Genomic DNA, 22606 nt, shown 5'->3' with positions numbered 1-22606 from the left:
AAGAGAAATATTTAACTGTTATAGGTTGCAAGTTCATGAGTATAAAACTCATAACTCATAACTTATAACTCTTAACTCAAAATATGCTAAAGCAATTTTTAAATTTAAAATTATCCCAAAAATTATCTCCACAGCAAATTCAGCTGATGAAGTTAATTCAATTGCCTACGCAAGCTTTTGAACAGCGTTTATTAGAAGAAATGAACGAAAATCCGGCTCTTGAAGCTGGAAAAGAAGACGATTACGAAGCTGATGAATACGCTAATGAAGACTACGACGATTATGATGATGCCGAATCTGACAGAATCGAAGCAGATGATATCAACATCGACGAATACTTAAGCGACGACGATACGCCTGATTACAAAACTCAGGTTAATAATTATAGTGATGATGAAGAACGCGAAACGCCTTTTGCGGCGCCAATCAGTTTTCATCAGGATTTAATCAATCAGCTGAATACTTTTATTTTGAATGACGAAGAGCGTGAAATCGCTGAATTCTTAGTAGGAAGTATTGACGATATGGGTTATATCCGCAGAAGTGTTCCAGACATTGTAGACGATATGGCTTTTACTCAGGGAATTTATACTGATGAAGCAATGGTCGAAAAAATGCTAACTGTAATTCATGAACTGGAACCTTCTGGAGTTGGTGCGCGTGATTTGCAAGAATGTTTACTGCTTCAGTTAAAACATAAAACACCAACTGAATATGTTGATTTAGCTATTGACATTATCGAGAATCAATTTGATGCTTTTACGAAGAAACATTACGACAAGCTTTTGCAGAAATACAGCGTTTCAAACGAACAGCTAAAAAAAGCCATTCACGAAATTGAAAGATTAAATCCAAAACCGGGTGGTTCTTTTGCTGGAAATAATAAAGTTACCGAAAATGTAGTTCCAGATTTTGCCATCAGAATTGTGGATGGTGAATTGGAATTAACTTTAAACGGAAGAAATGCTCCTTCCCTGCACGTTTCTAAAGATTATCAAGAAATGATGCAGACGTATAAAGAATCTCGTGACAAATCGACTGCACAGAAAGATGCGGTCCAATTTATCAAACAAAAACTGGATTCGGCTAAATGGTTTATCGACGCGATTAGACAACGCCAGGAAACCCTTTTTGTGACCATGAATGCCATTATGCATTATCAGGAAGAATATTTCTTAGATGGCGATGAAACCAAACTAAAACCAATGATCTTAAAAGATATTGCCGATATGGTTGGTTTGGATATTTCGACAATTTCGCGTGTTGCTAACAGTAAATATGTTGAAACACCATACGGAACAAAACTGATTAAGGAATTTTTCTCTGAAGCGATGAAAAATGATCAAGGAGAAGATGTTTCGACTCTTGAAATCAAAAAAATTCTTCAGAACACAATTGAAGAAGAGGACAAAAGAAAACCGCTTCCAGACGATCAATTGGCTGAAATATTAAAAGAAAAAGGCTATCCAATTGCAAGAAGAACGATTGCAAAATATCGTGAACAACTTGATATTCCTGTGGCGAGAATGAGAAAGAAGATATAATTCTTTTTAACCATATAAGAGATATAGGTTCATTTAAAATAGCAAACCCGGCAGATTTTATAAATTTGTCGGGTTTGTTTTTTCTGTTCCTATATTAAACTGGACTGAAGTCCAGCTCTACAATATGGATCGAGCCTTTGGCTCTTTTTTAGTTCCGGAGGAACGAACTATTTTGTAGGGCTGGACTTCAGTCCAGTTTAGGTTTAGATTCAGAAGAGTTTATAAAAACAACAAACCCGACAGGTTTTAAAAACCTGTCGGGTTTACCAACGTATATTTTCTTTGTTATTTATATTGATCTGGCAATATTTTCACATTAAACAAAAAGACCTTCTTTTTGTCGTTATACTTATAAATCAGCGTATAATCATTATCTCTAAAAACCTGAAGTCCCGTATTTGCTTTTGCGGTGCTTAAAAGGCTTTTTTGAATTTCTTCCTGAATTACATTTATTTCGGCGGTCGCTTTTTCAACATTCAGCAATGTCAAATTGTATTGAACAGCACGTTGTTCATTTAAACTCACGCTGTCTAATCGAATACCTTCTTGAATTGTAAGTGGACAATTTTTATTGTATTTTGAAACTAAATCTACTATTTCAGTTTTTACTTCACTTCGATTTTCAGAAAGATAAAATTGAAAAAAAACAGCCAAAAGAGCGGCGATTCCAATACCTGCAAATAATAAAATATTTTGTTTTTTACGGCTTTGTTTTTCCTGCATAATTTATAAATCTAAATAAAATTTGAAGTTTATTTTTCTTGGATTTTCTTCATTGCATTAAAATAGGCAGCACGGCTCAGCGGCTCATACTCTTCCGTTTCACCCAGCATAACCAACTTATCATTATCGGTTTTTCTGAAACTGTAATTCGCCAAATTCCCTGTTCTCGTACAAACTGCATGAACCTTGGTTACATATTCGGCTGTTGCCATAAGTCCCGGCATTGGCCCAAAAGGATTTCCTTTAAAATCCATATCCAATCCGGCGACAATTACACGAATTCCCTGATTCGCCAAATCATTGCAAACGGTAATAATTTCATCATCAAAAAATTGGGCTTCGTCAATACCTATTACGTCACAGCCTTGTGCCAAAATCAAAATATTGGCGGCAGCCGGAACCGGAGTTGAACGAATTTCATTGGCATCGTGAGACACTACCATTTCGTCATGATAACGGGTATCTATCGAGGGTTTAAAAATTTCAACTCTTTGTTTGGCAAATTGGGCACGTTTTAATCTGCGGATTAACTCTTCGGTTTTACCCGAAAACATTGATCCACAAATAACTTCAATCCACCCAAATTGTTCTTTGTGATTTACTGTATTTTCGAGAAACATTTTGTATTTTTCTACCTTTAAAAATGAATAGTTTTTATTACTTTGTACTGGTAATAAATTGACGTAAAAATGTGCTGTTTTACATTTTTTCAAAAGTAGAAAATTTTTATCAAACGAGAGATTGGGAAATGTTTATTAACAGAAATAAAAAACATCTTTAAAATATCTCTCAATTTTATTCAGGATTAAAGACATTCAAGCATCAAACACACTAAAATACCTTATTCACTATAATTTCAACAGTTATGAAAAAAAAATTGGAAGCTGATTTAATAAGCATTGCACATCGAATTTTAAAGCTTAAAAACAAATCCGATATCAATCAATTATATCTTGAAACACAGAAATTATATGAAAAACTGGCTATTTTAAAATTTGTTGATGAGAATTTCGACGAAGTAAAACCAACAATTAGTCATAGCGAAATCAGCTCTGAAATCGAAACTATTTTTGATAAAGAAGAAGAAACAACCCCAGTTGAAGTTGTTGACGAAACTCCTGTTCCTGTTGAAGAAAGTAAAGCAGAAGAAACTCCAGAACCAGTAATTGTTGAAGAAATAACCGCAGAAACTCCAGAAGAAACAACTCCAGAACCAATTGAAGAAGAAATTCAGGAATCAATTGAAGAACCTGTTGTTGAAAAAGAAGAAGAAACAGAAGCCGTTAAAGAAACTGAAACTGCAGAAAGTGCCGAAGATCTAATTATTGAAAAAATCAAGGAAGCTGTTTCTGAAGCAAAAAAAACAATCGAAGCAAATGATCTTTCCTTTAAAACAGTCAACGATTCAAATCCGATTCCAGATTTCAAACCTCTTTTTGAGTTAGAAAGACCTGAAGAGAAAATCGAAGAAAAAGAAGAACCTAAAATCGAAACATCATCAAAACCTACAATTGCATTTGAAGATTTCGGAATCAATTATGCCGATGCGCAATTTGTAAAAGTAGATAGTTTTGAAGCTGTTTCTCCAGCGCCTTCAATCAATGAATTCAAAGAAAAGAAAAGCATTGAAACTGCAATTCTTGAAACTCCAGCTGAGCCAAAACCAGTAACTTTAAATGAAAAACTGGCAAAAGGTTTCCACGTTGATTTGAATGACCGAATTGCTTTTACTAAAAACCTTTTCGGAAACAGCACTGAAGATTACAGCCGTGTTTTAAATCAGCTTTTAACTTTTGATTCTTATGCAGAAGCAAAAGATTTTATCGAAAACATGGTAAAACCAGATTATAATAATTGGGAAGGAAAAGACGATTACGCTGAGCGTTTTCTTGGAATTATCGAGAAAAAATTCTCATAAAAAAATAAAACACGAATTTCACGAATTAGCACAAATTACAATTGCTTATAAAAAATTTCACAAAGAAAAGTTTGTGTCAATTCGTGAAATTCGTGTTATAATATAAAAGCTATGTCAAAATTATATATCGTTCCAACGCCAATTGGCAATCTTGAAGACATGACTTTCAGAGCCATTCGGGTTTTGAAAGAAGTCGATTTGATTTTGGCGGAAGACACGCGAACAAGCGGAAAATTATTGAAGCATTTTGAAATTGGCACACACATGCACAGCCATCATATGCACAATGAACACAAAACAACCGAAAACTTAATTGCCCGTTTGAAAGCTGGTGAAACTATCGCTTTAATTTCAGACGCAGGAACTCCAGCAATTTCAGATCCGGGATTTTTATTAACGCGCGCTTGTGTTGAAAATAAAATCGAAGTCGAATGTCTTCCGGGCGCAACGGCTTTTGTCCCAGCGCTTGTAAACAGCGGATTACCAAATGACAAATTTGTTTTTGAAGGTTTCTTGCCTGATAAAAAAGGACGCCAGACTCGATTTTTGGCATTAGCCGAAGAAATGCGAACGATGATTTTATACGTTTCTCCGCATAAACTCGTTAAGACTTTAGCTGAATTTGTGCAATATTTTGGAGAAGACCGACAAGTTTGCGTTTCAAGAGAATTATCAAAATTACACGAAGAAAATGTACGCGGTACAGCAAAAGAAGTTTTAGCTCATTTTGAAAAAACAGCACCGCGAGGCGAAATCGTTGTGGTTGTTGCCGGAAAAACAGTAGAAAAGGAAGCTAAGAAAAGTAAGTATTCAAAAGACGAAGAATAATTATTTATGCAAAAAATAACCTGCTTTTTAATATTGCTTATCATTTTCTCATGCACTCAAAAGAAAACTGAACCAGAAAACAAACCTGACAGCACAGGATTTAACAATACAGAAATTCAAAAGATTGCACATTTTTATCGACCTGAAAAATTGTCATCAACATATTCTGAAAAAAGTAATTTTGAAATCAAAATTTACAATAGCAATGTATTAAAAAAGGATAAAGAAAATTTAAAATTACATTCCGATAAAATTGCAGTTTTATTAAAAGCCCACTTAACAAAAAACAATATTACCTATAACGACGTTATTGTTAGAATATATCAAAAAAATGATGGGGAGCATATTTTTCAGTATAACCACAAAGAGTTGATGGACATTGAAAAAAGACAACATTTAGATAAGCCTAAAAAAAATAAATTATAATCATGAGCATTCAAGCCTTTTTAGAAAAAGTAAAACAAACTCCAACTCAAATCACATTTCCTGAAACTATTGCAGTAATCGAGGAAAATTACAATTTTACACCAACTGCTTTTCAAAACGGAACACAACATAATGCAGCAGGCGAAAATTCTGGTTCTTGTAAATTGTTTTCTTTCGCAAAATTGCAAAACTTAAGTAAAGAAGAAACATTAGCGTGTTTTGGCGCTTTCTATTTTGAAGAAGTTTTAGGAGATCCAAACGGAACAAACCACCAAAACATTAGAAATTTCATCAACTTAGGCTGGGACGGAATTCAGTTTGAAGGAAATGCTTTAGAAGCGAAATAATATTTTAGATTTTAGAATGTAGATTTTAGATTTCTGAAATCTGCATTCTAAAAAACTTTGTCAAAGTTTGAAACTTTGACAAAGTTAAAAAGTGAATATCTCTACTACAGATTAAAAAATCCTTTTAAATCCTTTATCCCGATAGCTATCGGGAGTGGCAAAAAAAATTACAATCAGATTAAACGATTTTAGAAATCTACAATCTAAAATCAATAATCTAAAATCTAAAATCAACCCATGCGTTGGACCTTAAAACCAAAACCTTCTGAAGATAAAGTCAAACATTTGGCGCAAGCCTTGAATGTAGAAGATTTTGTAGCAACACTGTTGATTCAGCGTGGTATTGAAACTTTTGAAGACGCTAAAAATTTCTTTCGTCCTTCATTAGAACATCTTCATGATCCATATTTGATGAAAGATATGGACAAAGCGGTTTCCCGAATCGAATCGGCAATTGAAAATCAAGAAAACATTTTGGTTTTTGGTGATTATGATGTTGACGGAACAACGGCAGTTTCTTTGGTTTCTTCCTATTTAAAATCGCATTATCCAAATATTGCCACTTATATTCCGGATCGTTACGACGAAGGTTACGGAATATCATACAAAGGAATTGATTATGCAGACGATAACGGAATTTCATTAATTATCGCACTAGACTGCGGAATCAAATCAATTGATCATATCGCCTACTCAAAAGCAAAAAACATCGACTTTATTGTTTGCGATCACCACAGACCCGGAGAATTTCTTCCGGATGCTGTTGCCGTTTTAGATCCAAAAAGAGAAGACTGCTCCTATCCATACGACGAATTATGCGGTTGTGGTGTCGGATTTAAATTGATTCAAGCTTTAGGCCAAAACCGAAATGAAACAATAGAAGATTTAATTCCGTATTTAGATTTAGTTGCTACTGCAATTGCTGCCGATATTGTTCCAATTACGGGAGAAAATCGTGTTTTAGCCTATTTCGGATTGAAAGTAATCAATAGCGAACCAAGGCCAGGAATTAAGGCCTTAGTACATCAAGTAAAAAAGAAAGTTTTAGACATTACCGACGTTGTTTTTATTATATCGCCTCGAATAAATGCCGCAGGAAGAATCAAACATGGAAATCATGCTGTTGAATTATTAACCGAATTTAATTTTGAGCAAGCACAGCAATTTGCTTCAGAAATTGAACAATATAATGCCGACAGGAAAGATTTAGATAAAAAAATTACCAAAGAAGCTTTTCAGCAAATTCAGGATAACAATGAAGTAGAACGTTTTTCGACAGTTGTTTTTCAAGAAGATTGGCACAAAGGCGTTATCGGGATTGTGGCTTCAAGATTAATTGAAACCTATTATCGTCCAACTTTGGTCTTCACTAAAAGTGGAGACAAATATGCTGCTTCTGCAAGATCTGTAAAAGGTTTCGATGTTTATAATGCATTAGACGCTTGTGCAGAACATTTGGAACAATTTGGAGGTCATATGTACGCTGCCGGAATGACACTTAAAGCGGAAAATTATCAAACTTTCAAAGATGCTTTTGAAAAACAGGTTTCTGAAACAATTTCTCCAGAAATGCGAACTCCGGAAATCGAAATTGATGCCGAGATTAATTTCTCAGACATTACTCCAAAACTCATTCGGATTTTAAAACAATTTGAGCCTTTTGGTCCACAAAATATGACGCCGGTTTTTATGACTTCGGATGTAAAAGATACGGGTTATGCTAAAACTCTAGGCGCAGACGAAGAACATTTGAGGCTTTTTGCAAAACAATTCGGAACAGAAGGAATTGCTGCAATTGGTTTCGGGCTCGGAAAAAAAATAGATATTACAAAAAATCAAAATACGTTTCAACTGGCATACACAATTGCCGAAAACGAATGGAACGGCAATATTTCAACACAGCTTATGCTGAAAGACATTAGAACAAATGAAAGATAAATCAAACAAGCCAGATCCATATCAGGCACTTCGTTATAGAGAATTCAACGTGTTTTTATTACTGCGTTTCTGCATGGTTTTTGCCTGGGCAATGCAGTTTATTGTGATCGAATGGGAAGTTTACAGCTTAACTAAAAATCCGCTTTCGTTAGGAATTATTGGTTTAATGGAAGTTATTCCGGCTGTAGGAATGGCGTTATTTGCAGGGCATATTGTCGATCAAAGTGAAAAAAAAGGAATGCTTGTAAAATGCATTCTGGGATTTTCAGTAATCAGCTTTGGATTATTTTTATTGACTTGGCCAAAAGTTGTTGGTGATTTAGCCCCAACTGTCGTTTTATATTCTATTTATGCTTTAGTCTTTTTGGGTGGATTGGTCAGAGCATTTTTAGGTCCGACTACTTTCTCTCTACAATCGCTAATTATTCCTAAAAAAGTATATCCAAATGCTTCTACTTGGAGTAGTTCGGTTTGGCAGATTGGAGCCGTAATGGGTCCGGCTCTGGCTGGATTTTCGATTAACTGGATTGGTGTTCACTGGTCAATGTGCATGGTTTTTGGATTTTCGCTTCTTGCGTTAGTTGCTTTATCTCAAATCAGCAAAAAACCAATCGTAAATCCGAAAATTGGAGAATCGATAAAAGACAGTCTTACCGAAGGCTTGACTTTTGTATTTAAAAACCAAATTGTTTTAGGAGCTTTATCGCTTGACATGATTGCCGTACTTTTTGGAGGCGCCGTAGCCTTATTGCCTGTTTTCGCGCAAGACATTTTAAAAGTCGGTTCTGAAGGATTTGGGATATTAAGAGCTGCGCCTGCCGTTGGGTCTTTTATTACCATGCTCGTTTCAGCTTATGTCCCTTTATATAAAAATGCGGGGAAAAAACTTTTAGTTGCCATCTTTGTTTTTGGACTATCGATTATTTTATTTGGTGTTTCGACTTATTTCTGGCTTTCTGTTTTCGCTTTATTTTTAAGCGGACTTGCTGACGGAATTTCTGTAGTTATTCGCCAGACCATTTTACAGCTCAAAACTCCAGATCATATGCGAGGACGTGTTGGCGCAGTAAATTCAATTTTTGTTGGATCTTCTAATGAATTAGGTGCTTTTGAAAGCGGCGCAACAGCTAAATTAATGGGAACTGTAACCTCTGTTATTTTTGGTGGAAGCGTTACACTTTTGACTGTTTTAGGTTTTGGATTTATCTCTCCTACTTTTAGAAATTTAGATCTTCATAAAGATATGGAAGAACACCATAATCAGGAGTAATGAAACAATTGCTTCTGATTACCTCTTTGATCACATCCATTTTCCTAAATGGACAAAATCTTTATATCAAAACCTACGGAAATGAAAAGAACAAACCAGTAATTTTTATTCACGGAGGACCAAGTGGAAATGCGACTTTATTTGAAGCAACAACAGCTCAAAATTTAGCTGATTTAGGCTTTTATGTTATTGCATACGATCGTCGAGGCGAAGGAAGATCTACAGATCCAGAGGCGAAATTTACTTATGAAGAAGCTTTACAGGATTTAAATGCCATTTATAAAATATATCACTTAAAAAAAGCAGCTTTACTTAGTCATAGTTTTGGTGGTTTAGTTGCTACACTTTACACAAATAAATATCCGCAAAATGTTAGCGCTTTAGTTTTGGCTGGAGCGTTATTTTCTCAACAGGAAACTTACGATCATATTTTAGAAACGCTGAAGAAAAAATACAACAATGATTCTGAGCAATTAAAGAAAATAAATATCGTAGAAAATCTGAATAAAAATTCTGCCGAATACAGAAAAGGCTGTTTTGATCTTGCAAGTGAAAACAACTTTTTTAAGATGCCGAATCCAACTTCAGCATCTAAAAAATTATATGCTGATTATGAAACTGGAGAATTCTTTAAAACCAATATTAGAAATAAAAACGCGCCATTGCTTTTTTATCAAAATGAAAAGCAAAACAACATTGATACGCGTCCGATTTTAAAGAAAATTAAAGCTTCCGGAGTTCCAATTTTTGCAATTTACGGAAACGAAGATGGTATTTTTTCATCAGAACAAATTACTTCCATTAGAAATTTAGTTGGCAGAAATCACTTTTCTGTTTTAGATAATTGCTCACATTATTTATTTGTTGATCAACAAAACGAATTTCTCTCCGACCTAAAACATTGGCTAAAATAATTTTCATCAGAAAAAACGAAATCTTCAAAACCAATATAAGCGACTAAAAATCAATTATTAACAAGATTTTTTAGCTTTTTTTTATGCTTTTATTAGTCAAATATTAATACAAACAAGCTGTATCTTTGCCGTCTAAAAAAATTGCCATGAAGGACATCGAACAGATATACCGAAACGATTTTGGAATTTCATTTTATTGGAAAGAAGGCAACGAAATTATATCAGATAAAATACAGTTGCTTTTTAAACAAATGGGATTTTATTTTTCAGTTCAAGAATTAAATGAATTTCATGAATTAATCGAAGACTGCGTAACAGACCATAATGATTATGATACCCCTGGTGTAAAACGTGCCTTTGATAAATTTTTATTGAAAACACCTTATGTTGCGATAGATTTAGAAATATCACCGAATGAATTAAACTCCATAAAAGACTTGGTTGACGGTTCCTTATTTCGACTTAATCTTAATGAATATATTTACGGTTCTGGAATGAACTAGAAGTTAACTATTTTTAAACTTAATATTTACAAAGCCTCCTTATTAAATGGGAGGCTTTTTGTTTATACAAGCCTAGATTACCTCTATTTAAGCACTCTTTTCTAGCATTTTACAATTTCTTTTAAATGTTAAAAATTGGATAAAATAGAATTCAATTCTAATCTTATTTCATTTCTTTATTCTAAAAATCAAGCAAATGAAATATACCACATCATTATTTTCTTTTCTTTTTACATGTACAATTTTCGCCCAGGAATCGACAATTTCTGGAAAACTAAAAAGCACACAAAACAACGAAGAACTCGATTATGTTAATATCGGAATTACAAATAAAAATGTGGGAACGGTCTCCAATTCGAAAGGTATTTTTAAATTAAAATTGAATGATAAGGTCCAACCAACCGACACTATAGTATTTTCTCATATTGGTTATGAAACCAAAAAAATACTCGTAAGTCAGTTAAAAGAAACCAATAATAGTATTGAAATGATTCCTTCAGAAAATACGTTGAAAGAAGTTGTTGTTTCATTTAAAAAACCAAAACCCAAACAATTCGGAAGAAGTGCGAAAGGATTAGGCCTTATGCATTCTAATTTTTTCTATGCTTTTGATCAAACTGTCGACGATTATTTAAGCCGCGAAAGGGGAATGAAATTTCACATCAAAAAAGATTGCAAAGTCGATGATTTTAATTTCAATATTACTTCAAACGAATTTAAATCGGTTAAATTCAGGCTTAACTTTTATAAAATTGAAAATGATTTGCCTTCCAAAATCTTGATTGAAAAAGATATCATTTTTGAAGTAAAAGACAACAAGCTTGGATTATTTACGGTTGACTTAAAGCCTTTTGACATTTATCTGGATAAAGAAATGGGAGATATTGCGGTAACCATTCAATGGATTGAAAGCGTAAAATCTGATGAAAAAAGTAAATTCTTTTCTATATCAACAGCCACATCTGTCACCGAATCCAGCTTTTATAGAGAACGAAATATGAGTAATTGGTCTAAAACCAGCCAGAGTTTGACCTTTTACCTCAACACAATGTGCCAATAAAAATAAAATTACATTCTTTTTATGATTTTTTTATTTAGAATTAATATAAATAATATTTATATTTGTTGAAATAAAAGGATTTACGATGAGAGAAATAGAACAAATCTATCATAACAATTTTGGAATAGCTTTTTACTGGAAACAGAACAGTCAAACTATTCATGATAAAGTACAATTGGTTTTTAAAGAAACTGGCTTTTATTTTACCATCCCAGAATTGAATCATTTTTGTGATTTAATTGAAGATAGCTTAATCGAAAATGCTTGTTGCGAAGCTTGCGAAATGAAATATTCTTGCCATAAATTTTTATTGAAAACACCATGCAATTCAATAGATTTGGCCGTAAATATGACCGAATTAAAATCGATAAAAGATTTGGTTGAAGGTTCATTGTTCAAAATTGAGTTAGACGAATATGTTTATGGACCAGGTATGAATTAAGAATTATTCTAAATATTTTAACATCATTTTTTCATTATTGAAATATATTTTGATTTGCTTCAAAAAAAAGTATATTTACGGCAATGAAAAAAATGCGTTTACTTTTTGCCCTTATACTTTTAGCAGTATGTTTAACCAACTGCAAAAATTCGTCTGACGACTATATTGATCCGCGTGGTACCGATTATGCTGGCTCTGAAAGCTGTATTCAATGTCATCAAACGCAATATGATATGGCTTTGAAAAGTTCTCACTTTAAAGCCACAGCGCCCGCAGGCGAAGGAAATGTTTTAGGAGATTTTGACAAAGGTGATCACACTTTTATCTATGATAAAAACACAAAATTAGTCATGGAAAAACGTGGCGACAGTCTATTTCAAGTTTTATACAAAAACGGAAAAGAAGTCGAAGCGCACCGATTTGACATTATCTTTGGAATTAAGCATGCGCAGACTTCTGTTTATTGGAAAAAAAACAACACTTACGAACTTCCTCTTTCTTATTATAGCTCCATTCACAATTGGGCTACAAGTCCGGGATTTCCTGCTGACAAGCCTTATTTTGACAGAATGGTTGTTAAAGATTGCTATTCTTGCCATGCATCAAATGCAAGCAGCAGAATGGTGAATCAAAATTCTCAAGAGCGAAATATGATGTCTATGGATGTTGAGGATATTATTAAAAAAGAGACAATTGTTTACGGAATTGATTGCGAGCGCTGTCATGGCCCAGCAAAAAAACATGTTGAATTTCATCTGAAAAATCCAAATGTAAAAATAGCAAACAGCATTACAAGCTTCAGAAATTTAAGCAGACAACAAAGGCTGGATGCCTGCGCCTTGTGTCATGCCGGTAATGACGGAATGAAAATGAAATCACGTTTCGACTTTAAGCCTGGAAATAATTTATCTGATTTTTACAGAGATACTCGAAGCATTACAGATACAGCAAAATTTGACGTCCATGGAAATCAATTCCGTTTGATGGCGCAAAGCAAATGTTTTATCAATAGCGAAAAAATGGATTGCATTACGTGCCATAATCCGCATGAAAATGCATCAAAGAATATGGCTTCATACTCGAAAATCTGTATGAGCTGTCATCAAGGTTTGAAGCACGATGAAAAGACTCAAAAAATAATGCCTGAAAAACTAATGGCCTCTAATTGCGTAGAATGCCATATGCCTAAAAAAGCTTCTGGAGCAATTAAATTTCAGCTTTCAGACAGCAAACAGCTTTCAGAATATATTTTGCGAACGCATAAAATTGGAATTTATCCATCGAACACAAAATAATTTGCCTTAAAATTTCGACTTTCAACTTTTGACTTTCAACTTTCGACTTTCAACTTTCGACTTTTGACTTTTGACTAATTACCTATTTCTCGAATTTCTTAAGTTCAAATGTTTCGCCGTCAAAAACGCCATAAGTAAAATAACCAATCCAATCGCCTAGATTCACATAATTTGAATTTTCGCCAACCGGAATGATCATTGGCAAATGACGATGGCCGAAAATGAAATAATTGTAGTGTTTGGTTTCGAGTTTACGTTTGGCATACAAAACCAGCCATTCGTTTTCTTCACCAAGAAATTTTACATCTTCGTCGCCAGAAATCAATTTGTTTTTAACCGAAAGATATTGCGCTAAACTAACGCCAACATCAGGATGCAACCAACGAAAAAGCCATTTTGAAAACGGATTTGTAAAGACTTTTTTCATTCTTTTATAACCTTTATCCCCAGGGCCTTTTCCGTCGCCGTGACCAATTAAAAAGGTTTTTCCGTTAAAAGTAAATTCTTTATTATCATGATAAACCGGAATATTCAATTCGGTTTCAAAATAATCATTCATCCATAGATCATGATTTCCAACGAAGAAATAAATTGGAATCCCGCTGTCGCGAATTTCAGCTAATTTTCCTAAAATTCGAACAAAACCTTTTGGAACAACCGTTTTATATTCGAACCAAAAATCAAATAAATCACCCAGCAAAAAAATCGCTTCAGCATCTTCTTTAACCTCATCTAACCAAGCCACAAATTTCTTTTCGCGCGGTAAACTCAATTCTGGCGTAGGCGCACCAAAATGCTGATCTGAAGCAAAATATATTTTTTTCATTTAATGTGAGATGTCAATTGTGAGATGAAAGATGTGAAATGAAAAAACATTTTACTTTTCACATTTCAACTTTAACTTTTTTACAAATTATCAGAAGCGTACCACTCTGCAAACGAAGATTCTGTTTCTTGAAGTTTTAATGAGAAAAGAGAAATTCCTTTTGGAAGTCTTGCTACAATTCTTTCAGCAAAATCAACCACCATATTTTCACTTGTTGGCTGATAATCCACTAAAATCACATGGTGTCCACGATTTTTTAATTCGTTTGCCAATTCGATATGTGGCGTTGTTTGGTTAAAAACCGTTGCATGATCAAACTGATCGACGATTTCTTCTTTTACAATTTTCTTTAGATCCGAAAAGTCAATCACCATTCCGAATTTCACATTCGATCGATCCGTAATTGGCGAACCAATAACCGTTACCGACAATTTATAACTGTGTCCGTGAACGTTCTTGCATTTTCCGTCGTAACCGTACAAAGCATGGCCGGTTTCGAAACTAAATTGTTTTGTAATTCTGATATTACTCATCGATGTTTAATTTTAAGCTTGCAAATTTACAAATTAATAACCGTTTTCGTCTCTTTTTTTAGCACGCATATACATCCACAGTGCAATTCCGCCCAAAACCAGGAACGGAATAAAAGATCCAATCACGACACCAATCTGATAACCGCTGTCTGGCGCGTTTTTAATTTTTTCTGCAACATCGACTTTTTGCAGTAATGAAATAATTTTCATGAGTAATTTATTTATGATTCCAACTTTGTCAAAGTTTAAAACTTTGACAAAGTTACTGATGACTTCTTTCTTTATTTTTTAAATTGAAACAAAGCATTTCTGCTAAAATCAGACAAAACGAGTTTTCCCGTAATTGCTGCGCGTTCAAATAAAAGCGATTCCCAGTTTTCAGTGCCTTCCCAAATGATTTTTTTCATTTCGTATAAAGCTTCAGGATTATAAGAACTCAATTTTTCAGCAAAATTATTTACTTCCGAATCAAGATTTGCCGCGTCACATAAAACAGAATATAACCCTTTATTAAAAGCCCATTCAGCCGTTTTCCATTTTTCAGGAGCTAATGTCATTTCAGCCATAGCCATTTTACCAATTTTTCGGGAAACAGCAGGTTCAATCACAAACGGTCCAATTCCTATAGCAAGTTCAGATAATTTTACATCACTCAGTAATGTTGCGAAAGTGTAGTCGCAAGCCGCGATAATTCCGACTCCGCCTCCAACCGCTTTTCCTTGAACGCGCCCAATGATCAATTTATTGCAATTGCGCATTGCATTGAGCAAATGAGCAAAACCAGAAAAAAACTCCTTTCCTTGCTCTTCATTTTCGACCTGCAAAAGCTCATCAAACGAAGCGCCAGAACAAAATGCTTTTGCTCCTTCGCTTTTTAAAATAATAACAGAAACATTTTCATTTCGGCTTAACAAATTAATTTCAGCCGTGAGACGATCCAATAATTGACGCGGAAAAGAATTACTCGCCGGATGACCAAACTGAACGGTTGCGATAGTATTTTGAAAAGAAGTCTCCAGACTTCCATTAGCATTTTCTAAACTCATAAAAACAGATTTGAAAGTAAAGTTACGCTTTTGAAAAATAATACTCCAGAAACACACCGAAATTTGTTTTTTGAAAATTATTTGACTTTATTTGTTAACGCTTTGGGGGATTAGCTCATTTAATTTTTCAACGCCATATAAAAAGGGGGATTAGCTCATTTGGCTAGAGTACTTGCCTGGCAGGCAAGGGGTGACCGGTTCGAATCCGGTATTCTCCACAAACTAAAAACCCTTGTAAATTATTTTTACAAGGGTTTTATTTTTCTAAAATTTCGCAATCTTGTCATTTCGAGGAACGAGAAATCACACTCGCGAATCGACAAAGATTGACAACTATTTCTCATTTGCCGAATCATCAGCATCCACTCTATCTTTTTCTGCTTTTTTGAAATCGTTGTTCAGCAAATTTTCCAATTTCTTTTTTTCTCTCTGATTTTTTCTGATTGTCAACACAACCAAAACCACAACCAAGATTGCCACAATTACTATTATATTCCAATTGATATCCATGACGTGAATTTTTACTTAAATATAACAAAAATAAACTATTCATCATATTATCAAAAGGTTAAAACATCATTCTAGGATTTGGTATTTAAAAAAATTAGAAGCAGAAGTTCCGTTTTCAAGACAAGACTCGTCCCGCTGTACACTATATCTTTTCCCTGCTAAAGAAGCAGGAAAAAGGATGCCGTTCCCATCGGGGCTAAACCAGATGTTTTTGTTTCTAGGAGATCTTTTTGATTTGGATTACCGAATTATACTTTGTGGGCACGGATTTCAAATCCGCGCTATCAGATTACAAAAAACAATTTGAACGCATTAATTCAAAAGCTTTTTTGTTTTAAAATTAACTATTAAGCAATTTTGAAGCTTTTTAAGAACACTATTTTAAATAAAAAACAAAAATTTAACCTTAAATTGAGAATTAATCAACATGTTGTTTGTACTTTTGCAAAAAATTTGAGTACAATATGAGACTAAACAAGGCTGAAGCGCACTCAAATCTTTAAGAAAAGAATAAATATCTGTTTTTGAATTAAGTATCATTTTTAAATATTTCTGAATTAGTACCCCGAAATTATTAAGATAGGAAGTTCATATTATAGATAAAAACCAAAAGAGCCATAACAAATATTATGGCTCTTTTTATTAAAAATTGTCTTAAAAAAACAACCTCAATTATGCTTATTACTCAAATGTAATCCCAATTTTATTGCAATATCATTTTTTAATACCGCTAAACTTTCAGCCCTTTTAAAATCTTTTGAAACGCCGAAACCATTTCTATATAATACTTCCAAATATGATACACTGAGATAATCATCATTTCTTGCACCTAACTTCAAATATGAGATTGCATAATCTTTTTCTTCATTACTTAATTTCTCTACATTTTTCAAGTACCCAATCAAACTTTCATCTTCTCCATTATAATATTCTCCAAATTCTACATTAGCAAAAGTCTGTAAAATACCATCAAAAACATTTGTGCATTTGCCATATTTCTTATGCTTTTGAACCATAATTATTGAATAAGGTAAAAGTTCAAAATTTTTAGATTTATTATAACTGAAAAAAAGTTCTAGTTCGGCATACGCAAATTTATCTCCATCTTTTAAAACTTTATATTTAGCTTCTGTTACACGATCATAATCAAAATAACGATATTTTTTAAAAGCCTCAAATTCTTTATCTGCGTGAATATTTTCTTGTTTGGGATTTTGTTTTATTTCTTGCTTTTTTTCTTTAGAACAGCTCAAAATCAACACAGACGACACAATAAACAATAATGCTTTTTTAATCATATATATGGTTTTACATTAAATTAAAAAACTAAAATTTTAGTAATAAGTTAATCAAAAAGAAACCTCACCTAATCAAAAACCCCATTCGAATACTTCCATAAAAATACCCAGAATTCGTATCAATTCCTGGATCCTTCAATTCTCGGCCTCGATAAATAAAAGAATAGGATATATTAAATTTATTGTGGCGGTATTTTATTCCTGCTTCAGCGTTGAAACGAAGCGGTTCCAATTCAAAAGTGATCGGACTTGTATCACTAAATCTGCTTCCCTCTATTGTAGCATCATAAAACTGATAGTTGACGCTTGGCATCGCATAAAAGTAAAATTCTCTAATATCATATTGCACCGCAGTACTTACAGATGCATCATGCAAATTCGAATCGTAAATGGGCAAAAGTTTCTTAAACCCAATTCGGGTTAGAAACCCTGTCGAAACTCCAGTAAAAATAGTTCCTAAATTAGCTTCTGACTGAAAATGGAGATCTATGAAATCATTGTGTTTGCTCGGAAATAATTTTTTCGAATACATCACATGCGCCTGCACGGCAAGAGCATTATGTAACTGATTTTCCCAGCCAAAAACTTTTTTATAGCCAATAAGATGATGAAAACTTTCCTGAGTTTGTCGCCCAAAAGCATTTGGCCCCATAAAACCCAACTGAAAATCTGTTTTCAAAACCGATTCGCTTTGATAGAAAAAACTGCGTCCGGCTTCGGCAAAAAGATAACCTGTAAAAGGACGATCGTTGATATCTACTGCCGTTTCATTAATAAATCTCGGATTATAAATATATTGCCCAAGACGAAACTCGGTTATTTTTTTATCGATTTTTTCATTTTCGTTTTTGGATAAATAACGAAAAAAAAGCTCTAAACCATTGGTATAATACATGTCATTTTTTGACGATGTATATAAGTCGTTATCCGAAATAAAACCAAATTCTTTTGTATTTCCCTGTCCGAAAACAAAAGTTGTTGTGAGCAGAAAAACCGCAAGAAAAACGTTTTTATTTACCATCGTAATTTAGTTTGCCAACATAACGCATTTCACGAACAATTCGCTCTTTTCGCCTGTTGATATAACTTGAAGAACCCGTAGCTTTAAATTTTCTCGGATTTGGAAGAATTGCGGCAATTCCTGCAGCTTGCATCGGCGTTAAGCTTGAGGCATCACGTCTGTACCAATGTTCCGTTGCGGCATAAGCGCCATAAACGCCGTCGCCCATTTCGATACTGTTCAAATACACTTCCATAATTCTTTCCTTGCCCCAAATTATTTCAATCAAAACAGTAAAATAAGCTTCTAAACCTTTACGCAAGTAACTTTTTCCTTGCCATAAAAAAACGTTTTTCGCAGTTTGTTGCGAAATCGTACTTCCACCACGAATTCGGCGTCCGCGCTCGTTGCTTTTATATGCTTTTTGAAGTGCTTTAAAATCAAAGCCATTGTGCGTTAAAAATGTTCCATCTTCACTGGCAATTACGGCTTTTTGAAGATTCTTTGAAATTTTATCAATTGGCTCCCAGTCATGATCAAAATAAACTTCTTTCCCAGCCCATTTATTTTCGATGGCGCGAATTAGCATCAAAGGCGTGAAAGGCACGGGCACATATTTAAAAAAGATCACCGAGCCAATTGACAAGCCAAAAAACCACAACATTGCTTTGATAAAAAACCATTTGACTTTTTCGCCAAACGTACGATTGCCTTTCTTTTTTGCTGCTGGTTTTGTTTTACTTGTTGCCGGCTTTTTTGGTGCTGGTTTTTTGGTTGCTGCCATTATACTAAATCTGCTAATTCTGTTCCTATTAAACTGCCAATCGCCACTCCCATTCCGCCTAAACGCACTCCACAAAACACGTTTTCAGAAAGTTGTGACACGACAGGATTCTTGCTGTTTCCCATTCCCATGATACCGCTCCAACGATGCGCTACCTGAAAATCCTGATTTGGTAAAATTACATTTTTCAGCAAATCTTCCAATTTATTTTGAATAATTTTCGTGTTACCAAATTCGGTTGTGGTTTCCCCTTCAAAATCCAGATTTCGGCCTCCGCCAAATAAAATTCGGTCGCCAATATTTCTGAAATAATAATAACCACGATCTAAATGAAACGTGCCTTTGATATCTAAATTGTGAATTGGCTCAGTTATCAAAACCTGAGCTCTAGCCGGTTTTACAGCTCCATTTGTCAAAGATCCGGCAAAACCATTGGTTGCAAAAAGGAGTTTATTAGTTTTGAAACTAAAATCATTCAACACCACTTCTACATGATTTCCTGAATCTTGATAAGACGTTACCGTTTGTTGATTTAAAATTAAAATATCTGCCGAAACGGCTTGTTTTAATAATTCCTGCATCATATTTCCGGTATCAATCTGCGCTTCAAAAGGATTAAAAATCAAATACTCGTGAATATTTTCAAAACCAAAACGATCCACTTCTTTAGAAAAAACATCGGCTTTGAAAAGTGGCTTTAAAACTTCATTTATAAAAGGAATTTTTGAAATGCATTCTGAAAAACCAGATTCGTCTTCTTTCAAAAACAATTCATATCCGCCGAAAGGTTTAAAATCAATTGCCGAATCTCCTAATCTTTTTCGGAGCAACTGCAGACCTTTCCAACGTTTTTCGATCAAATTCACTACATCATCTTCAGAGTGCGTTTTCAAATCATCCAAAATTTCGGAAAGACTTCCAAAACAGGCAAAACCAGCATTTTTTGTACTTGCGCCTTGTGGCAACATTCCTCTTTCCAAAACTAAAACTTTAGAAGCCGGAAATCTTTCGCGCAAGCGTAATGCAGCATGAAGACCAACAATGCCACTTCCTACAATAGTATAATCAACATTTGTAAACCAATTTTTGAGCTCCCAATAACTTAGTTCCATTTTTAGAGTTTTTTATAAAAATAATGATTTTTTCGAACCATATAAGCAATATAAGTTCATTTAAAAAATTAATCTCACATTATGCATCGATGTCAGGCTGAGCGAAGTCGAGGCCTCCTCACTGTGCACCCTTCAACTTCGCTCAAGATGACAACCCTACTTAAAAAGCAATAAACTTTAACAATAAATTGGAATTCAAAATTTAACTGATTGGGATTTAAATGTTGTATTTTTAGCGCCACAAAAAAAGAATATTAGATTATGAAAAAAGTAGTAGTAACAACCTTAATAATGATGAGTTTAAACGCTATCGGACAGAATGTGATGTCACCGGAATTGTTATGGAAATTAGGAAGAGTAACACCACTCGGACTTTCGAAAGATGAAAAAAATATTGTTTTCAAGGTTTCCACACCTTCTGTAGAAGAAAACAAATCGAGTTCTAAAATTTATACTATTCCTGTAAATGGTGGAACTGCAACTGAAATTAAGGACACTAAAGATGTTTTGAAAGACAAAAATATTTCGCCAGACGGAAAATTTTTAGTTTATAATGATGAAGTAAAAATCGAGAAAGTTTTAGGAAAAGATTTTTATCCAAATCTCACTAAATCTGATGCTCAAATTTATAATGGTTTAGATTACCGTCATTGGGATACTTGGAACGAAGGGAAATTCAACCATGTTTTTTATAAAGAAAACAAAGACGGCGCAAAAGGAGTTGACATTTTAAAAGGTGAAACTTTTGATTCTCCTCAAAAACCTTTTGGTGGCGACGAAGATTATATCTGGTCGCCTGACGGAAAAAGCATTTTGTACGTATGCAAGAAAAAAGCGGGAACTGATTACGCAATTTCTACTAATACAGACATTTATGAGTACAATTTAGAAACTCAAAAAACGATTAATAGAACTGAAGGTAATTTAGGTTACGATACCGCTCCACAATTTTCTCCAACTGGAAATTTGACTTGGCTGCAAATGAAACGTGACGGTTATGAAGCAGATAAAAACGATATTATAGTTGAGTTCAAAGGAATCAAAACCAATTTGACTGCAAACTGGGATGGAACGGTAGATCATTTTATCTGGAGCAAAGACGGTAAAAATGTATTTTTTGTTGCTGCAGTTGACGGAACAAAACAACTTTTTACAGTTAATTTTCCTGGTTTGACTAAAATGGCAATTAACGTTCGCCAAATTACAAATGGCGATTTTGATGTCAACGATTTGGTTGGTTTTTCTGGTGATGATATCATTGTTACGAGAACAGACATGAATCATGCTGCTGAAATTTATTCTTATAATTTAAAGAAAAACACTTGGAAACAAATTTCAAATGTAAATACTGATACTTATAAAACATTAACGCCAAGCAAAACAGAAAGACGTTATGTTACTACAACTGATGGCAAAAAAATGTTGGTTTGGGTTATTCTTCCTCCAAATTTTGACGCTTCAAAAAAATACCCAACGCTTTTATACTGCCAAGGCGGACCACAAAGCGCATTGACACAATCGTATTCTTACCGTTGGAATTTCTCATTAATGGCTGCTAAAGGTTATGTAGTTGTTGCGCCAAATCGTCGTGGAATGCCAGGACATGGTGTTGCGTGGAACGAACAAATCAGTAAAGATTGGGGTGGACAAGTTATGGATGATTACCTTTCTGCAATTGATGATGTTGCAAAAGAAAGCTATGTCGACAAAAGCCGTTTAGGATGTGTTGGTGCGAGTTACGGAGGATATTCAGTATTTTATTTAGCTGGAATTCACAAAAACCGTTTCAAGACTTTTATCGCTCACGACGGAGTTTTCAATACTGTTTCTATGTTAGGAACAACTGAAGAAGTTTTCTTTAACAACTGGGATTTTGGCGGCGCATATTGGGAAAAAGACAATGCGATTGCTCAAAAATCGTATACGACTTTTAACCCTGCAACTTTGGTACAAAACTGGAATCGTCCAATTTTGATTTTCCAAGGAGGAAAAGACTACCGTGTGCCAATCGGGCAAGGACAAGAAGCTTTTCAAGCAGCACAATTAAGAGGTATCAAAAGCCGATTTGTTTATTTCCCAGATGAAAATCACTGGGTTTTAAAACCTCAAAATGCTCAAGTTTGGCAAAGTGAATTTTTTAAATGGCTAGACGAAACGCTATAATTTAAGCTTAAATATTAAAAACAGCCTCAGATTTATTATATAATCTGAGGCTGTTTTCTTTTTGAAAGCTTTGAATTATGTAACACTTTCGCCTGTATTTCTCTTTTTAAAACAGATTTTTTTAAA

General features: G+C 34.0%; 24 protein-coding genes and 1 tRNA gene. 14 read left to right on the top strand and 11 right to left on the bottom strand.

The window, feature by feature from the left end:
* Nucleotides 1–83: 83 nt before the first annotated feature.
* Nucleotides 84–1544 carry an RNA polymerase factor sigma-54 gene (rpoN, locus tag EYY60_RS07750; RefSeq protein WP_132988807.1) on the top strand — a complete coding sequence of 487 codons (1461 nt, stop codon included), beginning with the start codon at nucleotides 84–86 and terminating at the stop codon, nucleotides 1542–1544.
* Nucleotides 1545–1829: 285 nt separating this feature from the next.
* Here rpoN and EYY60_RS07745 read toward each other — a convergent pair whose 3' ends face one another.
* Entirely contained in the window at nucleotides 1830–2267 is a 438-nt protein-coding gene (locus EYY60_RS07745) for a hypothetical protein (RefSeq protein WP_132988806.1), read from the bottom strand.
* Nucleotides 2268–2296: 29 nt separating this feature from the next.
* Nucleotides 2297–2887, bottom strand: a complete 591-nt coding sequence (locus tag EYY60_RS07740; protein WP_132988825.1) for a thymidine kinase — start codon at nucleotides 2885–2887, stop codon at nucleotides 2297–2299.
* Between the two features lie 245 nt (nucleotides 2888–3132).
* On the opposite strand from EYY60_RS07740, the gene EYY60_RS07735 reads away from it, so the two are divergent.
* The 11 genes from EYY60_RS07735 to EYY60_RS07685 all read left to right on the top strand — a co-directional run bounded on the left by EYY60_RS07735 (nucleotide 3133) and on the right by EYY60_RS07685 (nucleotide 13208).
* A complete protein-coding gene (locus EYY60_RS07735) occupies nucleotides 3133–4185 on the top strand; it encodes a hypothetical protein (RefSeq protein ID WP_132988805.1) in 1053 nt (350 codons plus the stop codon).
* A gap of 111 nt (nucleotides 4186–4296) precedes the next feature.
* Nucleotides 4297–5013, top strand: a complete 717-nt coding sequence (rsmI, locus tag EYY60_RS07730) for a 16S rRNA (cytidine(1402)-2'-O)-methyltransferase (RefSeq protein WP_132988804.1) — start codon at nucleotides 4297–4299, stop codon at nucleotides 5011–5013.
* A 6-nt stretch (nucleotides 5014–5019) separates the two neighbouring features.
* Nucleotides 5020–5439, top strand: coding sequence for a hypothetical protein (locus tag EYY60_RS07725; protein ID WP_132988803.1), 420 nt, complete (start codon nucleotides 5020–5022; stop codon nucleotides 5437–5439).
* 2 nt (nucleotides 5440–5441) lie between these two features.
* The gene (locus tag EYY60_RS07720; protein WP_008465164.1) at nucleotides 5442–5786 is read left to right on the top strand and encodes a HopJ type III effector protein; all 345 of its coding nucleotides are present in this window, start codon (nucleotides 5442–5444) and stop codon (nucleotides 5784–5786) included.
* A 237-nt stretch (nucleotides 5787–6023) separates the two neighbouring features.
* Nucleotides 6024–7724, top strand: a complete 1701-nt coding sequence (gene recJ / locus EYY60_RS07715) for a single-stranded-DNA-specific exonuclease RecJ (protein WP_132988802.1) — start codon at nucleotides 6024–6026, stop codon at nucleotides 7722–7724.
* Nucleotides 7714–8994, top strand: a complete 1281-nt coding sequence (locus EYY60_RS07710; RefSeq protein ID WP_132988801.1) for an MFS transporter — start codon at nucleotides 7714–7716, stop codon at nucleotides 8992–8994. Before recJ ends, EYY60_RS07710 begins: the two co-directional genes overlap by 11 nt.
* Nucleotides 8994–9908, top strand: a complete 915-nt coding sequence (locus EYY60_RS07705; RefSeq protein ID WP_132988800.1) for an alpha/beta fold hydrolase — start codon at nucleotides 8994–8996, stop codon at nucleotides 9906–9908. The genes EYY60_RS07710 and EYY60_RS07705 overlap by 1 nt, the downstream gene beginning before the upstream one ends.
* A gap of 146 nt (nucleotides 9909–10054) precedes the next feature.
* Nucleotides 10055–10411, top strand: coding sequence for a hypothetical protein (locus tag EYY60_RS07700; RefSeq protein WP_132988799.1), 357 nt, complete (start codon nucleotides 10055–10057; stop codon nucleotides 10409–10411).
* 196 nt (nucleotides 10412–10607) lie between these two features.
* Nucleotides 10608–11471 carry a carboxypeptidase-like regulatory domain-containing protein gene (locus EYY60_RS07695; protein ID WP_132988798.1) on the top strand — a complete coding sequence of 288 codons (864 nt, stop codon included), beginning with the start codon at nucleotides 10608–10610 and terminating at the stop codon, nucleotides 11469–11471.
* Nucleotides 11472–11556: 85 nt separating this feature from the next.
* On the top strand, nucleotides 11557–11913 hold the full coding sequence (locus EYY60_RS07690) for a hypothetical protein (RefSeq protein WP_132988797.1): 357 nt from the start codon (nucleotides 11557–11559) through the stop codon (nucleotides 11911–11913).
* A gap of 83 nt (nucleotides 11914–11996) precedes the next feature.
* Nucleotides 11997–13208, top strand: a complete 1212-nt coding sequence (locus EYY60_RS07685; RefSeq protein WP_132988796.1) for a cytochrome c3 family protein — start codon at nucleotides 11997–11999, stop codon at nucleotides 13206–13208.
* An 82-nt stretch (nucleotides 13209–13290) separates the two neighbouring features.
* On the opposite strand, the gene EYY60_RS07680 is transcribed toward EYY60_RS07685, so the two are convergent.
* The 4 genes from EYY60_RS07680 to EYY60_RS07670 all read right to left on the bottom strand — a co-directional run bounded on the left by EYY60_RS07680 (nucleotide 13291) and on the right by EYY60_RS07670 (nucleotide 15613).
* Nucleotides 13291–14034, bottom strand: coding sequence for a UDP-2,3-diacylglucosamine diphosphatase (locus EYY60_RS07680; protein WP_132988795.1), 744 nt, complete (start codon nucleotides 14032–14034; stop codon nucleotides 13291–13293).
* Between the two features lie 80 nt (nucleotides 14035–14114).
* The gene (locus tag EYY60_RS07675; protein WP_035653234.1) at nucleotides 14115–14567 is read right to left on the bottom strand and encodes a 6-pyruvoyl trahydropterin synthase family protein; all 453 of its coding nucleotides are present in this window, start codon (nucleotides 14565–14567) and stop codon (nucleotides 14115–14117) included.
* 33 nt (nucleotides 14568–14600) lie between these two features.
* Nucleotides 14601–14777 (bottom strand): hypothetical protein, encoded by a 177-nt coding sequence (locus tag EYY60_RS22270; protein ID WP_162847857.1) that lies wholly within the window; start codon nucleotides 14775–14777, stop codon nucleotides 14601–14603.
* 71 nt (nucleotides 14778–14848) lie between these two features.
* Nucleotides 14849–15613, bottom strand: coding sequence for an enoyl-CoA hydratase/isomerase family protein (locus EYY60_RS07670; RefSeq protein ID WP_132988794.1), 765 nt, complete (start codon nucleotides 15611–15613; stop codon nucleotides 14849–14851).
* A gap of 144 nt (nucleotides 15614–15757) precedes the next feature.
* Here EYY60_RS07670 and EYY60_RS07665 point away from each other — a divergent pair.
* A tRNA-Ala gene (locus EYY60_RS07665) sits at nucleotides 15758–15831 on the top strand.
* Between the two features lie 115 nt (nucleotides 15832–15946).
* Here the strand turns inward: EYY60_RS07665 and EYY60_RS22265 are convergent.
* From EYY60_RS22265 to EYY60_RS07645, 5 genes are all read right to left on the bottom strand, one after another.
* On the bottom strand, nucleotides 15947–16123 hold the full coding sequence (locus EYY60_RS22265; RefSeq protein WP_162847861.1) for a hypothetical protein: 177 nt from the start codon (nucleotides 16121–16123) through the stop codon (nucleotides 15947–15949).
* A gap of 668 nt (nucleotides 16124–16791) precedes the next feature.
* Complete coding sequence (locus EYY60_RS07660; RefSeq protein ID WP_132988793.1) at nucleotides 16792–17421, bottom strand: hypothetical protein; 630 nt, start codon at nucleotides 17419–17421, stop codon at nucleotides 16792–16794.
* Nucleotides 17422–17485: 64 nt separating this feature from the next.
* Nucleotides 17486–18442, bottom strand: coding sequence for a lipid A deacylase LpxR family protein (locus EYY60_RS07655; protein WP_132988792.1), 957 nt, complete (start codon nucleotides 18440–18442; stop codon nucleotides 17486–17488).
* Complete coding sequence (gene mtgA / locus EYY60_RS07650; protein ID WP_132988791.1) at nucleotides 18432–19205, bottom strand: monofunctional biosynthetic peptidoglycan transglycosylase; 774 nt, start codon at nucleotides 19203–19205, stop codon at nucleotides 18432–18434. Before mtgA ends, EYY60_RS07655 begins: the two co-directional genes overlap by 11 nt.
* Entirely contained in the window at nucleotides 19205–20317 is a 1113-nt protein-coding gene (locus tag EYY60_RS07645; protein ID WP_132988790.1) for an NAD(P)/FAD-dependent oxidoreductase, read from the bottom strand. The genes mtgA and EYY60_RS07645 overlap by 1 nt, the downstream gene beginning before the upstream one ends.
* A gap of 261 nt (nucleotides 20318–20578) precedes the next feature.
* On the opposite strand from EYY60_RS07645, the gene EYY60_RS07640 reads away from it, so the two are divergent.
* The gene (locus EYY60_RS07640) at nucleotides 20579–22480 is read left to right on the top strand and encodes a S9 family peptidase (protein ID WP_132988789.1); all 1902 of its coding nucleotides are present in this window, start codon (nucleotides 20579–20581) and stop codon (nucleotides 22478–22480) included.
* Nucleotides 22481–22606: the final 126 nt, after the last annotated feature.

Source organism: Flavobacterium zhairuonense (assembly GCF_004352915.1).
Lineage (GTDB): Bacteria > Bacteroidota > Bacteroidia > Flavobacteriales > Flavobacteriaceae > Flavobacterium > Flavobacterium zhairuonense.
This window is presented reverse-complemented; position numbering and strand designations above follow the sequence as displayed.

What these genes read in the sequence shown, in the direction of transcription:
- EYY60_RS07640 (WP_132988789.1), top strand. Translation starts at nt 20,579, where the DNA reads ATGAAAAAAGTAGTAGTAACAACCTTAATAATGATGAGTTTAAACGCT.
- EYY60_RS07695 (WP_132988798.1), top strand. Translation starts at nt 10,608, where the DNA reads ATGAAATATACCACATCATTATTTTCTTTTCTTTTTACATGTACAATT.
- EYY60_RS07660 (WP_132988793.1), bottom strand. Translation starts at nt 17,421, where the DNA reads ATGATTAAAAAAGCATTATTGTTTATTGTGTCGTCTGTGTTGATTTTG.
- EYY60_RS07690 (WP_132988797.1), top strand. Translation starts at nt 11,557, where the DNA reads ATGAGAGAAATAGAACAAATCTATCATAACAATTTTGGAATAGCTTTT.
- rpoN (WP_132988807.1), top strand. Translation starts at nt 84, where the DNA reads ATGCTAAAGCAATTTTTAAATTTAAAATTATCCCAAAAATTATCTCCA.
- EYY60_RS07670 (WP_132988794.1), bottom strand. Translation starts at nt 15,613, where the DNA reads ATGAGTTTAGAAAATGCTAATGGAAGTCTGGAGACTTCTTTTCAAAAT.
- EYY60_RS07685 (WP_132988796.1), top strand. Translation starts at nt 11,997, where the DNA reads ATGAAAAAAATGCGTTTACTTTTTGCCCTTATACTTTTAGCAGTATGT.
- EYY60_RS07745 (WP_132988806.1), bottom strand. Translation starts at nt 2,267, where the DNA reads ATGCAGGAAAAACAAAGCCGTAAAAAACAAAATATTTTATTATTTGCA.
- EYY60_RS07740 (WP_132988825.1), bottom strand. Translation starts at nt 2,887, where the DNA reads ATGTTTCTCGAAAATACAGTAAATCACAAAGAACAATTTGGGTGGATT.
- EYY60_RS07725 (WP_132988803.1), top strand. Translation starts at nt 5,020, where the DNA reads ATGCAAAAAATAACCTGCTTTTTAATATTGCTTATCATTTTCTCATGC.
- EYY60_RS07710 (WP_132988801.1), top strand. Translation starts at nt 7,714, where the DNA reads ATGAAAGATAAATCAAACAAGCCAGATCCATATCAGGCACTTCGTTAT.
- EYY60_RS22265 (WP_162847861.1), bottom strand. Translation starts at nt 16,123, where the DNA reads ATGGATATCAATTGGAATATAATAGTAATTGTGGCAATCTTGGTTGTG.
- EYY60_RS07700 (WP_132988799.1), top strand. Translation starts at nt 10,055, where the DNA reads ATGAAGGACATCGAACAGATATACCGAAACGATTTTGGAATTTCATTT.
- EYY60_RS07720 (WP_008465164.1), top strand. Translation starts at nt 5,442, where the DNA reads ATGAGCATTCAAGCCTTTTTAGAAAAAGTAAAACAAACTCCAACTCAA.
- EYY60_RS07735 (WP_132988805.1), top strand. Translation starts at nt 3,133, where the DNA reads ATGAAAAAAAAATTGGAAGCTGATTTAATAAGCATTGCACATCGAATT.
- EYY60_RS22270 (WP_162847857.1), bottom strand. Translation starts at nt 14,777, where the DNA reads ATGAAAATTATTTCATTACTGCAAAAAGTCGATGTTGCAGAAAAAATT.
- mtgA (WP_132988791.1), bottom strand. Translation starts at nt 19,205, where the DNA reads ATGGCAGCAACCAAAAAACCAGCACCAAAAAAGCCGGCAACAAGTAAA.
- EYY60_RS07645 (WP_132988790.1), bottom strand. Translation starts at nt 20,317, where the DNA reads ATGGAACTAAGTTATTGGGAGCTCAAAAATTGGTTTACAAATGTTGAT.
- EYY60_RS07675 (WP_035653234.1), bottom strand. Translation starts at nt 14,567, where the DNA reads ATGAGTAATATCAGAATTACAAAACAATTTAGTTTCGAAACCGGCCAT.
- EYY60_RS07655 (WP_132988792.1), bottom strand. Translation starts at nt 18,442, where the DNA reads ATGGTAAATAAAAACGTTTTTCTTGCGGTTTTTCTGCTCACAACAACT.
- EYY60_RS07705 (WP_132988800.1), top strand. Translation starts at nt 8,994, where the DNA reads ATGAAACAATTGCTTCTGATTACCTCTTTGATCACATCCATTTTCCTA.
- recJ (WP_132988802.1), top strand. Translation starts at nt 6,024, where the DNA reads ATGCGTTGGACCTTAAAACCAAAACCTTCTGAAGATAAAGTCAAACAT.
- EYY60_RS07680 (WP_132988795.1), bottom strand. Translation starts at nt 14,034, where the DNA reads ATGAAAAAAATATATTTTGCTTCAGATCAGCATTTTGGTGCGCCTACG.
- rsmI (WP_132988804.1), top strand. Translation starts at nt 4,297, where the DNA reads ATGTCAAAATTATATATCGTTCCAACGCCAATTGGCAATCTTGAAGAC.